General features: G+C 48.0%; 12 protein-coding genes. 6 read left to right on the forward strand and 6 right to left on the reverse strand.

Annotation, left to right across the window (positions count from 1 at the left end; all coding sequences use genetic code 11):
* The first annotated feature begins 43 nt into the window (after positions 1–43).
* The 4 genes from AC0L4K_RS01755 to AC0L4K_RS01770 all read left to right on the forward strand — a co-directional run bounded on the left by AC0L4K_RS01755 (position 44) and on the right by AC0L4K_RS01770 (position 3,307).
* Positions 44–658, forward strand: coding sequence for a hypothetical protein (locus tag AC0L4K_RS01755; protein ID WP_473268012.1), 615 nt, complete (start codon positions 44–46; stop codon positions 656–658).
* Between the two features lie 172 nt (positions 659–830).
* Positions 831–1,415 (forward strand): DUF2726 domain-containing protein, encoded by a 585-nt coding sequence (locus AC0L4K_RS01760; RefSeq protein WP_473268013.1) that lies wholly within the window; start codon positions 831–833, stop codon positions 1,413–1,415.
* Between the two features lie 53 nt (positions 1,416–1,468).
* Positions 1,469–1,684 carry a hypothetical protein gene (locus tag AC0L4K_RS01765; RefSeq protein WP_473268014.1) on the forward strand — a complete coding sequence of 72 codons (216 nt, stop codon included), beginning with the start codon at positions 1,469–1,471 and terminating at the stop codon, positions 1,682–1,684.
* Positions 1,685–1,849: 165 nt separating this feature from the next.
* Positions 1,850–3,307, forward strand: a complete 1,458-nt coding sequence (locus tag AC0L4K_RS01770) for a hypothetical protein (protein WP_473268015.1) — start codon at positions 1,850–1,852, stop codon at positions 3,305–3,307.
* 130 nt (positions 3,308–3,437) lie between these two features.
* Here the strand turns inward: AC0L4K_RS01770 and AC0L4K_RS01775 are convergent, their stop codons facing one another.
* The 3 genes from AC0L4K_RS01775 to AC0L4K_RS01785 all read right to left on the reverse strand — a co-directional run bounded on the left by AC0L4K_RS01775 (position 3,438) and on the right by AC0L4K_RS01785 (position 8,636).
* A complete protein-coding gene (locus tag AC0L4K_RS01775) occupies positions 3,438–6,293 on the reverse strand; it encodes a valine--tRNA ligase (protein WP_473268016.1) in 2,856 nt (951 codons plus the stop codon).
* Between the two features lie 294 nt (positions 6,294–6,587).
* Positions 6,588–7,019, reverse strand: a complete 432-nt coding sequence (locus AC0L4K_RS01780) for a DNA polymerase III subunit chi (RefSeq protein ID WP_417225089.1) — start codon at positions 7,017–7,019, stop codon at positions 6,588–6,590.
* 120 nt (positions 7,020–7,139) lie between these two features.
* The gene (locus AC0L4K_RS01785; protein WP_473268017.1) at positions 7,140–8,636 is read right to left on the reverse strand and encodes a leucyl aminopeptidase; all 1,497 of its coding nucleotides are present in this window, start codon (positions 8,634–8,636) and stop codon (positions 7,140–7,142) included.
* A gap of 178 nt (positions 8,637–8,814) precedes the next feature.
* On the opposite strand from AC0L4K_RS01785, the gene lptF reads away from it, so the two are divergent.
* Together lptF and lptG are read left to right on the forward strand one after the other, a co-directional pair.
* Positions 8,815–9,918, forward strand: a complete 1,104-nt coding sequence (gene lptF, locus AC0L4K_RS01790; protein ID WP_417225085.1) for an LPS export ABC transporter permease LptF — start codon at positions 8,815–8,817, stop codon at positions 9,916–9,918.
* A complete protein-coding gene (gene lptG, locus AC0L4K_RS01795; protein WP_417225084.1) occupies positions 9,908–10,969 on the forward strand; it encodes an LPS export ABC transporter permease LptG in 1,062 nt (353 codons plus the stop codon). The genes lptF and lptG overlap by 11 nt, the downstream gene beginning before the upstream one ends.
* Positions 10,970–11,111: 142 nt before the next feature.
* Here the strand turns inward: lptG and AC0L4K_RS01800 are convergent, their stop codons facing one another.
* From AC0L4K_RS01800 to gloA, 3 genes are all read right to left on the reverse strand, one after another.
* On the reverse strand, positions 11,112–11,549 hold the full coding sequence (locus tag AC0L4K_RS01800; RefSeq protein ID WP_417225082.1) for an RDD family protein: 438 nt from the start codon (positions 11,547–11,549) through the stop codon (positions 11,112–11,114).
* Positions 11,550–11,735: 186 nt separating this feature from the next.
* Positions 11,736–12,542 carry a tetratricopeptide repeat protein gene (locus AC0L4K_RS01805; RefSeq protein ID WP_417225080.1) on the reverse strand — a complete coding sequence of 269 codons (807 nt, stop codon included), beginning with the start codon at positions 12,540–12,542 and terminating at the stop codon, positions 11,736–11,738.
* A 329-nt stretch (positions 12,543–12,871) separates the two neighbouring features.
* The gene (gene gloA / locus AC0L4K_RS01810) at positions 12,872–13,252 is read right to left on the reverse strand and encodes a lactoylglutathione lyase (RefSeq protein WP_473268018.1); all 381 of its coding nucleotides are present in this window, start codon (positions 13,250–13,252) and stop codon (positions 12,872–12,874) included.
* Between the last annotated feature and the right edge of the window lie 103 nt (positions 13,253–13,355).

Raw genomic sequence — 13,355 nt, forward strand, 5'->3', positions numbered from 1 at the left:
GGACGGCCAAGCAGCGCATCGCGCCTATGCAAATGGATATAACATGGATGCTTTTTTTGAGAGCCGGTGTACGTGGCTCATCGTTCGTTATCTGAAAATCCCCATCGCTGTTTATCGCAAACGTCATTGTGTTTTGTTGTTACTTGTCGGTAGTTTGTTGCTGCCGGGTATCGCTGGTGCGGATGTGTTGAGCGATTCCTATGAGCGCTTCATCCTGTCACTAGGCAAACTTATCTCTCAGCCTCTCTCGGATGGTGTTGGGACAGAACTTAAATCGATCGTTGTCGAATACCGTAATCAACCGGTGAGTTTCCAATATCAACTATGGCGGCTGCGGCCTAATAGCGTCTGCCTGCCACTGAAAGGTGATCTATTAGATTATTCTGCGTGTACTGAGGCGGCGAGTCAGTTCTTTAGAGAAACCTGCCAAACATTAGCACAGCACCCCAACCGGACACCCGATTACTCAAATTATAAGCGCCTTTACTGCGATGCTGCTGCTAGCTATCAGCCGGTTGTCGCAAAAGTTAATCGTGCAACCGAGATCGATGAAGAGGCTAAACAGCGGCAACGCTGTGCCATGCTCACTATTAAAGCCGCCCGTACCCATAAAAATATTGATGTCTATGAACGAGATAAAGTCTGTGGAGGCCCATAGCATAGATATTTTGTTCCAGGTGTTGCGTTGCGCGCAAGCGCCTTAAATAAGAGTGTATTCAAGTCAGATCAGGGTAGCGAAATGGTTAATGTCAGTATAAAGGTGGCCGGGTCATGATGTTTGAAGATAATAATACCCCCGTCTCCATGTATAGCTGTAAGGATTGTTAACGATGAAGTTTTTTATCTTATTATTTCTTATTCTCGGCGTGTTTTTGTTTATCGCGATGAGCAAAAAACAGCAGCGAACAGGGCGTAAAGACACGGCTGAGGCGTTGCCCGAGGCTATGGATTTAGTACCCTCCGCGACGTTGGGTATACCCGAAGCGCTAGGCTATCGTCAATGCGGCCCGTTGTTCACCCCCGCGGAGCGTTCCTTCTATGGTGTGTTATTAAAAGCCATCGATAGTGATCAACATCAGGTGTTCGGCAAAGTTCGTGTTGCAGACGTGTTGGAGCCGCAGCCGAGCCGTAACCGTAGTCAGTGGCAGAAAGCCTTTAATGCTATCAGTGCTAAACATTTCGACTTTGTTATTTGCAAAACTGACGATCTAACTCCTGTCGCTGCCATCGAACTCGACGATAAAAGCCACAACCAGAAACATCGGCAGAAACGCGACGAGCTGCTGATGAAAATCTGCAAACAATCAAAGCTCCCGCTCCTGCGAATCCCTGCGCAATACGCCTATAAAACGGACGTACTGAAGATGATGTTGGCGAAGGAAATAGATGGGAATTCAAAAGTTATTAGTCACTAAGGGGTAATATTTCATCCAATTATTAAATTGACGTGTCACATATGGAGATCGGCATGAAATTAAGTCAAGTATTATCTCAAATTAATCAAGTAGAACGATCAAAATTTGTGAGCTGTTTAGATAGAATACGTACTGAGGTAATAAAGGAGGATGACGCACTTGAACATCAGTTAACGACTGATGGGCAATTAAAAAGTGCATCAGGTAGTGAAATAACTGAATTATTCAATGCGGTTTCTGATTATTTTTGTGACTATATTCGGGAATAAATCTCATTAGGTGGACCTCAGGTTTCTCTTTTAGTAAATATTCTTTCTCGAGATGGAAATAGTATTGCTCGGCAATCATGGATCGAGTCCTTATATATTAAGGAACATAATAGGCTGGCTAAAATTGCTGAAGATATATCAACTGAAATTGACGAGTCAGAAGGTGTGGATGAGTATACTCGAGGTCAGCGCTTTTCTATATATCGGGATTGTTTTAAAACGGCCTATGAAAATGATCTTCGTTTAAATAGAGAAGCAAAAGTGACTGATGATGAACGTACTATTTTGAATGTTCTGTCAGACCGGTTGGGAATGTCTAAAAATGAAGCTTTTGCTGTTGAGCATATTCAAGTACCAGTGCCTAACAATAATGTTCAAGAAGCATTAAATAGTTTGAGAGAGCTTGGCGTTATTTTTATAGATAAGCGTAAATCAGAGGTGCTGGTTGCAGATGAAATTGTCGAGTTGCTCCGAGTGATTCAAAATAAAGAAATTGCCGACAAATATGCAATGAGAGTGCTACGTTCACTTTCAGATGCTGAATTATCCATGGTTTTGCGTAAGCATGGTGAAAAATCACGAGGTACGGCTAGACAAGACAAAATAAAGTGGATTTCTCATCCAGGTATATCTATTAGAAATATTTTAGCTAGGGATATATTTAATGAAGAGAAAGTGAACGAGAGAAAAGAACGATTAAAAGTTTTAATTGAAGAGTTAAATCTTCCTGTTGATAAGCTTGGAAGTAAGCTAGGTGAAAGGATAGATGTACTAATATCTGCATTTAAAAATAATGCTGATGCTGAGTTTAATTTATTAAGTGCCAGTGGATTTGGCGAATTAATAACAGCGTTGAAAGAAACAGAGCCTAGTGCTCTTGAGCGTATTCGTGAAGAATTTGAAATTGAATCGACAGAGTCTTTAGATCCTGAACGCCTTCGATCATTAGGTGTTTCTCCTTTAGATATTTTATATCTTTATACTAATGATGAAATTAGAGCTATTCGTGATGGTATGAAACTTTCAAAGCGTGGTAATCCGCGTGTAGTTATTCTGGAAAGCTATGCTAGCGCAAATGATAAATTGATTGAATATTATGAGTTATTGGCTTCTCGTGATCTGGCTGGGTTATCCTCAGTGGGTATTGATATTAAGGAGGCGGAATTAGGGCTTAAATTTGAAGAGATAACACGAACAAATCTTGAAATTCTTGGATTGATTGTTGATGAAGAGTTGCGAAAACAAATCAATACAGCTAAAGATAAGGCTGATATTATCGTATCCTTAGGTGGAGATGATGTCATTGTATGTGAAGTTAAGTCACATAAAAATGGAGATTTTTCAAAATATTCTACAACTTCTAGACAAGTTAAGTCTTATGTTAATCGTTGTGAGTCGAATGGAAAGCGTGTGGCTCAAGTTTTAATTGTTGCACCTAGTTTCTCCGATGATTTTGTACTTGCAGCGGAAATGGATACAGATATAAATATATCACTGTTGGAAGCAAAAGGGTTAAAGGCGATTGTATCTGCCTATAAAGCGAGAAGAAATCCTAACTTTTCAGCAAAACTCCTTACAAAGGGAGGGCTTCTTAAGGCCGATTTGATAGCTAAAACAATCTGAATTTATTATGAGAAAAGGCAGTTGCCCATAACCAAAAAAAGCCCAGCATCTCTGCTGGGCTTTTTTCTTTTTCGGACTACGAACGACGAGCAAGTCGCGAAGCGACGTTCGAACGACGGCCCTTTGGCGCTTACAGCACCTCGATCTTGCTGTACTGCTCGCTCAATTGACCAAGAGAGGCTTTGTATTCCGCTAGCTTCTCCCGCTCTTTAGCCACAACGGCTTCCGGTGCATTCGCAACAAATTTATCGTTGTTTAGCTTGCCTTCCAGACGACCGGCTTCTTTCTGTAGCTTATCCATTTCTTTCTTCAGACGGGCCAGTTCGGCGTCTTTGTCGATCAGGCCAGCCATCGGTACAAGCACCTGCATATCGCCGACCAGTTGAACGGCAGACATCGGTGCTTCTTCACCCGCTTCCAGCCAAGTGATCGAGCTGAGAGAGGCCAGTTTCGCAAGGAAAGAACGGTTGGCATCGAGACGGGTTTTATCGTCGGCGGTGCCTTTTTGGATCAGGATGTCCAGCTCTTTAGCGGGGGAGATACCCATCTCACCACGGATATTACGCACCCCAGTGATGACCCCTTTCAGCCAGTTGATATCGGCTTCTGCGGCAGCATCATGCTGCGCTTCATTGGCAATCGGGAAAGGTTGCAGCATGATGGTTTCACCTTCAACACCGGCAATCTCTTTAATTGATTGCCAGATCTCTTCGGTGATGTACGGCATGATCGGGTGAGTTAATCGGAGGATCACTTCCAGTGCGCGTACCAGTGTGCGGCGAGTGCCGCGCTTGGCTTCAGCCGAGGCGTTGTCATCCCACAGTACCGGTTTGGAAAGTTCTAGATACCAACCACAGTATTCGTTCCAGATGAAGTCGTACAGCGTCTGAGAGGCCAGATCAAAACGGTATTCATCCAGATGTTTGGTGACTTCGGCTTCGACTTTCTGCAGTTCGCTGGCGATCCAGCGGTCGGCCAATGACAACTCAACGTCGCCACCGTTCTGACCACAGTCTTCACCGTCGGTGTTCATCTGCACATAACGGGCGGCGTTCCAGATTTTGTTACAGAAGTTACGGTAACCTTCCAGTCGTTTCACATCCCAGTTGATATCCCGGCCGGTAGAGGCCAAGGCGGCGAGGGTGAAGCGCATCGCATCGGTACCGTGGGCGGAGATCCCTTCGGGGAACTGCTTTTCGGTACGTTTACCAATTTTCTCAGCCAGTTGCGGCTGCATCATGTTGCCGGTACGTTTTTCCAGCAGGTCTGGTAGGCTGATGCCGTCGATCATATCCAGTGGGTCAAGCACGTTGCCCTTGGATTTAGACATCTTGTCGCCGTTTTCATCGCGGATTAGACCGGTGACATAAACGGTTTTAAAGGGGACTTGCGGTTTGTCGTTCTCATCTTTGATGAGGTGCATGGTCATCATCATCATCCGGGCAACCCAGAAGAAGATGATATCGAAGCCGGTAACCAGTACATCGGTCGGATGGAAAGTTTGCAGACGTTCGGTGTTTTCAGGCCAACCTAAGGTGCCAAAGGTCCATAGACCGGAGCTGAACCAAGTATCGAGCACATCATCGTCTTGACGCAGTTCGGTTTCCAAGTCTAGACCATATTTTTCACGGGCCGCCGCAGCATCCTTCGCCACGTAGACATTGCCTTCGTTATCGTAGAATGCCGGGATACGGTGGCCCCACCACAGTTGACGGGAGATACACCAATCTTGGATATCCCGCATCCAGGCGAAGAACATGTTTTCGTACTGTTTAGGAACGAACTTGATATCGCCATCTTCAACGGCTTTGATGGCTGGGCCAGAAAGGGTTTTCGCATCGGCAAACCACTGATCGGTTAGCATAGGCTCGATGACTACGCCACCGCGGTCACCGTAAGGGATGGTCATATCGTTTTCTTCGATTTTAACCAGCAGCCCAGCGGCTTCCATATCGGCAACGATCGCTTTGCGGGCAGCAAAGCGTTCCATGCCACGGTATTTTTCCGGCAGAGTGGTGTCTATGTCGTGGTTTTCACTGCCATCGGTATTAAAGGTTTCTGCTGCCTCACGGATATCACCGTTGAGGGTGAGAATATTGATCATGGGGAGCTGGCAACGCTTGCCGACTTCATTGTCGTTAAAGTCGTGGGCAGGGGTGATTTTTACACAACCGGTGCCTTTTTCCATATCGGCGTGTTCATCGCCGACGATGGGGATACGACGGCCAACCAATGGCAGAATAATCTCTTTGCCGATCAGGTCTTGATAGCGTTCATCATCGGGGTTAACCGCAACACCGGTATCGCCGAGCAGGGTTTCTGGACGGGTTGTACCCACTACCAGATAGTCTTCGCCAGCGGCGGTTTTAACACCGTCAGCCAGTGGGTAGCGCAGATACCACATCTTGCCTTTTACATCGCGGTTTTCCACTTCGAGATCGGAAATCGCGGTGTGTAGTTTTGGATCCCAGTTAACCAGACGTTTACCACGGTAGATCAGGCCTTCGTCATAGAGACGGATAAACACTTCTTGCACGGCGGTATAAAAACCAGAATCCATGGTGAAGCGTTCGCTTGGCCAGTCAACTGAATCACCTAAACGGCGCATCTGGTTGGTGATCATGCCGCCGGATTCGGCTTTCCATTCCCAGATCTTCTCGATAAAGGCATCACGGCCAAGATCGTGACGGGTTTTCTGCTCTTCAGCCGCCAGTTTACGTTCGACCACCATCTGGGTGGCGATACCGGCATGGTCGGTACCAACCTGCCAAAGGGTGTTTTTACCCTTCATGCGCTGATAGCGAACCAGCGCATCCATGATGGTGTGCTGGAAAGCATGACCCATATGCAGGCTGCCGGTGACATTCGGCGGCGGGATCATAATGCTGTAGGCCTCGCCTTCACCGGAAGGGGTGAAGTAACCTTTTTCTTCCCAGGTTTTGTACCAGGATTTCTCGATCTCGTGCGGCTGGTAGGTGGTATCCATTAATAGACCGTGCTCTCAAAGCTAGAATTAGTGCAAAAAATAGTCGGATATTATAGCGCTCGCAAGGCGGTTAAGCGAGGGGTAAAAACCGTTGCTCGCGGCCCAAAGATAATGCTTCCCATGACTTGTTGGTTGTTCGTAAAGCCTTATATATTGGCGGAAAGGTTTGAATGGGTACAGAAAGGTGAGCGGCTGTTTCTTTCTCTGGGTAACGCTATCGTTGCGGGACACAGCTCTCAGATGATTGGTTTTGTGGTTAAGCTAGCGCTTTGTTTAATTAGCGCTCTGGTTTAGTTAGCCCTTAGGTCGCATATCATGCATCTTGGGGCTGATACCGTTTTGTTTGTATAACGCGAAATTTTTACGAGTGGCGCTGAGGATATCGGGTTGCTGAATCACAATTTCGAGAATACGTTCAAATTTGAGGGTTTCTTCCGCGGCTTCTAAGCCTAGGTTGATGTACACATCGCGATGGGTCGGCAGTTGATCTCCCCAACCGATCTGTACCGGGGCGGCGGGCTTTTGATTGAGAATGCCGTGGGGAATAAACGCATCGGCGCGGTAGTCCCAGAGCAGTTGGTCGAGACGTTGGGCCTCGTGTTCATCGGAGACATGAATAAATACGTTGAGTCCTCGGCCCAAAACCTTGTCCGCTAACCGACAGAGAAATGCGGTGCGGCTTTCCGGTTCAGCATTCGGCAGAACATAGAAATCAGCCTGACTCATAGGTGCTCACTCTTTACAGCAAAAAGTTTAACCGGCTGGCGCAATGGTGAATGCTGAAGGTGCAGCACCTGTAGGGTGCAGCACCTTGTAGATCATGACCAGACTAACCGGTTGACTGACTTACTCTTCCGTCAGATCGTCAACTTGGGCGATCAAATGTTGACACAACAGGGGGACGCAGCGGCCGGTAGCGCCTTTCGCTTTACCATTGCTGTTCCACGCCACGCCGGCGATATCCAAATGCGCCCAACGATACTTCTTAGTGTAACGGGACAGGAAGCAAGCGGCAGTCACGGTACCCGCAGCTGGGCCACCGATATTGGCCATATCGGCAAAGTTGCTGTCCAGTTGTTCCTGATACTCATCCCACAACGGTAGACGCCATGCTTTATCCGCGGCGAATTCGCCGGCGGCCAATAGGTCATCCGCTAGCAGGTCATCATTGGAGAGCAGGCCGGTTGCATGGTTACCCAGTGCGACGATGCAAGCACCGGTCAGGGTAGCGACATCAACGACGGTTTCAGGTTCGAAACGTTCGGCGTAAGTCAGGGCATCACAGAGTACCAAACGGCCTTCGGCGTCGGTATTAAGGATTTCAACTGTTTGGCCAGACATAGTCGTGACGATATCGCCCGGTTTAGAGGCGTTGCCAGCCGGCATGTTTTCCGCTGAGGCGATAATACCAACCACGTTTAGGTCGAGTCCGAGTTGAGTCAGTGCTTCCATCGCGCCCATCACACTAGCAGCACCACACATATCAAACTTCATCTCATCCATCTTGGCACCCGGTTTCAGGCTGATGCCGCCGGTGTCGAAGGTGATCCCTTTACCTACAAGCACGTGGGGATGTTGATCTGGTTCGCCGCCTTTGTACTCCATCACGATGAGTTTAGAGGCTTCTGAGCTGCCTTTACCCACGGATAGCAGGGAATGCATTCCCAGTTGTTCCATTTCGGCTTCATCGAGAATGGTGGTGGTGAGATCGTCGCACTCTTGCGCCAACGTCAGGGCTTTTTCTGCCAAATAGGTTGGGGTGCAGATATTGCCGGGCAGGTTGCCTAGTTCGCGAGCCGTGTCGATACCGTTAGCAATCGCAGAACCATCGCTAATGGAAAATTCACCGAGCTCGGCATTGTCGTGGCTCAGCAGGAAAGCGATGCTTTCGAGGCTGAGGGCATCGGCTTTCTTGCTCTTGGTGGCATCATATTGATACAGCTCAGCGCTGGCCCATTCGGTGTTGTGGCGCAGTTGACGATAAAGATCTTGATCCGCGCTTTCGAGGCCGTCCAGTGCAATCACAATGGATTTGCAGCGAATTGCTTTCACCTGCCCCATGATACTTTGAATAATTTTAAGCTGGTTGCGGTCGCTACGCTCATCGGCCTTGCCCAGACCGACTAACAATACACGCTTAGCACTGATGCCTGGTACTTTATGCAGCAGTAAGGCTTCACCGCATTTACCTTGGTGATCAGCAACCACATCTTTCAGATAACCGGCAGATGCTTTATTGATTAGATCTGCAGAGGGTGCCAGTTCGCCATCAGGGGCAACGCCGACGATTAAACAGTCAGTTTCAAGGGACTCTACTGACCCGGTAACTATTTCAAATTCCATGCTTTCTCCACACAAGACATCGTGCCTGGTTTATAAGATAATGACGTACCGGTTCAGGTGTTGATGTTGAACCGGCTTTAAATTGATACCCGGATTTTATCCTAATGCCGCAGAAACAAAACCCCGTTTTCGGTATCAGTGAGAATTCTTTACCGGCAATAATACAGGATATGGCAGTTTGATTATCTTTCGCTACCTGGCCAAAGAGGTATTGATCAGTATGGCCGCAGTTACATTAGTACTGCTGCTGATCATAATGAGTGGTCGTTTTATCAGTTACTTAAGTATCGCTGCAGCCGGAGAAATTCCGATGGAAGCGGTATTTTACTACCTTTTGTTTCGTCTGCCAGGGTTTCTTGAGCTGATTTTGCCGCTGGGCTTGTTTCTGGGCATTTTGCTGTCTTATGGCCGCTTATATCTCGAAAGTGAGATGGTGGTGCTGCAGGCAACCGGTATGAGTCAGCGCCGCCTGACCATGTATACCTTGGGGCCTGCTGTACTGACCGGGTTGCTGGTGGCATTTATGAGCCTGTACCTATCGCCTTTGGGGGCGAATCAGACCGAACTAATGTTGCAAAAACAGCGTAATATCGCTGAGTTTGATGTCATTAGTGAAGGTCGCTTTCAGGCGATGTCCCGTGGCAACCGAGTTACCTATATCGAGAAGATTGATAAAACCAGTGGCTCGATGAATGGCGTGTTTATCTCGGAAAAAGTGATCATTGGCGATCGCGAGCAAGCGGTGATGGTGGTGGCAGAGAAAGGCCGCAGCTATACCAATCCGGAAACCGGTATTCGTTATCTGGTGTTGGATAATGGCTATCGCTATGAGGGTAACCCCGGTGAAGCCGATTATCGGCAGATCGCCTTTGAAGAGTACGGGATTCGTTTGCCGGATCAACAGCCGATACAGGAGGTTAATAAGCTTTATTCGCTGCCCTCCGGTGATTTAATTAATGGCTCGGCGGCTGAACGGGCGCAACTACATTGGCGTTTATCGCTGCCGATGCTGACCTTGATTGTCGCTTTGCTAGCAGTGCCTCTGAGTAAGACGAACCCGCGTCAGGGGCGCTATGCCAAACTGATTCCGTCGATTTTGTTGTATATGACCTATCTGATGTTGTTAACCAACGTGCGTAAATATATTGAAAAGGATGGCGGCGCGGTGATGCTGCTTTGGTTGGTACATTTGTTGTATTTTGGTTTGGCGATGTTGTTGTTATACCTCGATGGCTCGTGGAAAAAACTCTGGCAACGACGGGAGGCTGATCATGCTGCTTAAGCTAGATCGCTATATCGGCCAGCAGGTGCTAATTAGCATACTGGTGGTGATGTTGATCGTCGTCGGTCTGGATTTCTTATTCAAGGTGATTGACGAGATGTCCGAACTCAACGAGGGTTATACTCTGCTGATTATGTTGGGTTATTCCGCCTTAAACATGCCTGCTGCTTTCTATGAGTATCTGCCCTTAGGTTGTTTGGTGGGTTGTTTACTGGGGCTGGGTGGGTTGGCCAGTGGCAGTGAATTAACCATTATGCGGGCTGCCGGGATCTCCATCTGGCGGTTGGTGAGGATGGTATTAAAGCCGATTATTTTACTCTCGTTGTTGGCATTGGTGATGGGCGAGTACATCGCCCCCTATACTGGCGCATTGTCTGAGAGTATTCGTGCTCAGCATCTTAATCGTGGCACGATTTCCGCCCGTACCGGTGTCTGGCACCGGGAAGGTGGCGAATATATCCATATCAATGTGGTCACTCCAGATGGCGATATTCAGGGAGTCACTCGCTTCTCGCTGGCGGAGGATAGTCATCTTACTTTCAGTAGTTATGCTCAGTCAGGTCATTATGAGAATGGTGTTTGGTTATTGAATAGCGTGGTGGAAACCCGCTTCTTGGATGATCAGACCAAGACGAGTTTTTATGACACCCTGCCGTGGTCTATCGAGCTGACGCCGCAGCGTTTGAAGGTTCTGATGGTTAAACCCAAAGAGATGTCTACCAGTGAGCTGTATCGCTATAGCCAATATCTGGCGGAGCAGGAACTGGATAATGACCGTTATATGCAGAGCTTCTGGCGCAAGGTGTTTCAGCCGCTGGCAATTATCGGTCTGGTGCTGGTGGCGGTGTCGTTTATTTTTGGTTCACTGCGCAGTGTGTCCACCGGACAACGCATTATCACCGGTGTGGTCGTCGGCATGGTATTTAAGATCAGTCAGGATATTCTTGCCCCGGTGAGCAGTCTGTACAGCATTGATCCAGTATGGGCGGCCTTGGTGCCGATAGTGGTTTGCATATCACTGGGTGGTTGGTTGATTAAGCGGGCGGGGTGAGCGAAGAGCACCGTTGCTGGTAACTTGACGGTCACAAAAAGTTCGACGATCACCCATAGCGTCACTTATTCAAAAAAGAAAAAGCCAGCGACGCTGTAAGTCTGGCGTAGCTTGGGGCTGATAATCCTGCCCCAAGCCGTGTTTATTTCGGTAACAGAACGATCTGGCTATCGGAAAAACTATCGTGCCAAGTGGCTTTGTTGGCGGAGAATAGCATCCAGAAGAAGCCTAGGCCGAAGCAGGCGAGCGAGACAATCGCGGTCATAAAGCGGATAAGGGCTTGGCGTAGGCTGATATGACAGCCATCGAGAGTCTGTACTCTGAGTTTCCATGCTTGCATCCCCAGTGTTTGCCCTAAGCGTACCCAAAAATAAGCGTAAAAGGCGAAGGTGAGCAGAAATAGCGCGGTTTGGAATAGAGGGCCGCCCACCGCTTCACCGTTATTCAATCCTACCGCCGCAAAACCGGCACACATCCAGATAGCGACAATCAAAAAACCATCATAGATCATCGCAGCAAAACGGCGCATCAAACTTGGCTGGCGTAGTTCACCATCAACTTCGGGGAAAGGTATACTCATGTTGATTGTTACTGTCTCTTGCTAAGGTTTATGTCTGGGCCTGACATACGCGGGTCATGTGATTGAAATCGCTTACTGGGTCAGGCTAATGGAGCTGACTATAGCATCAAAATATCGCTTGATGTTACCGTCGCCGACATAAAAAAACCGGACCTAAGGCCCGGCTTATCGATTAATCCTATTGGATTATTTAAACGGTGTTACAAACTTTTCTTTGTACTCTGTGGCCAGCGATTTCGCTTGTTCTAGTTCGCTTGGAGATAGTTTCATCACGATGCGAGACTGAATAGCGGTAGCGGTTTGGTTGCCAAGTTCCAGCGCGTTTTGTAGCCAGGCGTAAGCGGTAATGTTGGTTTGCTGATTTTCATCGCCACCGTGGTCGTTGGAGTAGAGTGCGCCGAGGAAGAACATCGCGTCCATATAGCCCTGTTCGGCGGCATTGCGGTACCATTTTTCAGCTAGCGCGAAATCCTGCTGAACACCGGTGCCAAAGTTATACGCCCGGCCGAGGTTATATTGTGCGGCGACTAGCCCCTGATCGGCGGCCAGTTGGTACCATTGAATCGCTTGTGCAGCATCACGCTTAACACCGTAACCAAATTCATACATCTCGCCCAGACGGTTTTGGGCAGTCGCATCACCACCGTCAGCAGCAGGCTGAACTGTTTTTAGTTCAACTTTATAACCTTTATCTTTATACGCCCGCAGACTGTTTACGCAGTCTAGATGGCCTTGAGCGCTACAGCGGTCGTACAGTTTTACGGCTTCCGCTTCATTAACATCAATGCCTAGACCGAATTCATACATCTGACCGACCAGATTCATCGCATCTAAGTTGTTGTCGCTGATTAGTGGCTTCAGCTCACTCATCGCCGTGCTGTAGTCTTTGGCTTCAAAGGCTTTCATGCCTTTCGCGAGGCTGGCGGCATAGGCAGAGGCTGTGTTGAGAGTCAGTAGCAGGCCGGTCATGGCCAGTAGTAGTTTCTTACTCATCGAGTTGCGCCCGTATAGTTAAAAGTAAAAATTTGGCGCCTATTATAGGCCTGTCTGCCGTTGTTGATAGGGACAAAACGGATCTTTTTGGCAGGCCCTGTTGGCGCAGATCAGTGAAATTATTCATTAGCAGGGTCTAATGTTGGCGGCATTCTACATTATCAGCGGCGAAAAATCATGATTTTGATCATGGGAGGTGGTACTGGAGGTTGAAATAGGGGTAAAAACCGTGCCACGAGCATTAAAACGCGCGTTGATGCGGCTGTTGCAATCCGGCACCTGATAACGAGGTGCCGTTCTAGCGTGCCGGTGCTGATTAAGCGGAAGGTTTAGCCCCCGAGCAGTTCGATCATATAGCCGTCTGGATCGCGTACAAAAGCCAGAATCGTTGAACCATGCTTCATGGGACCGGCTTCTCTAACGACTTCGCCGCCTTTCGCTTTGATTTTATCGCATGCGGCATAGACATCATCCACTTCGACCGCGATATGGCCATAGGCATTACCCATGTCATAGCTGTCGGTGTCCCAGTTATGAGTTAGCTCTAGTACGGTGGAATTCGACTCGTCACCATAGCCTAGGAAGGCGAGAGTAAACTTGCCGTCAGGAAAATCTGTGCTGCGTAACAGTTTCATATCGAGCATCTCAGTATAGAAAGCGATCGATTTCTGTAGATCAGTCACTCTGAGCATAGTGTGTAATAAGCGCATTTTACGTTCTCCTGTTTGTGGCCTGACAGTAATTCATCGTAAACTATCCCTCTGCCAGAGCAAATTAATCCATAGGTGGCTTTTTATGGCGCCTAATCCATGG

It is taken from the genome of Amphritea sp. GJ51-11 (assembly GCF_055808735.1).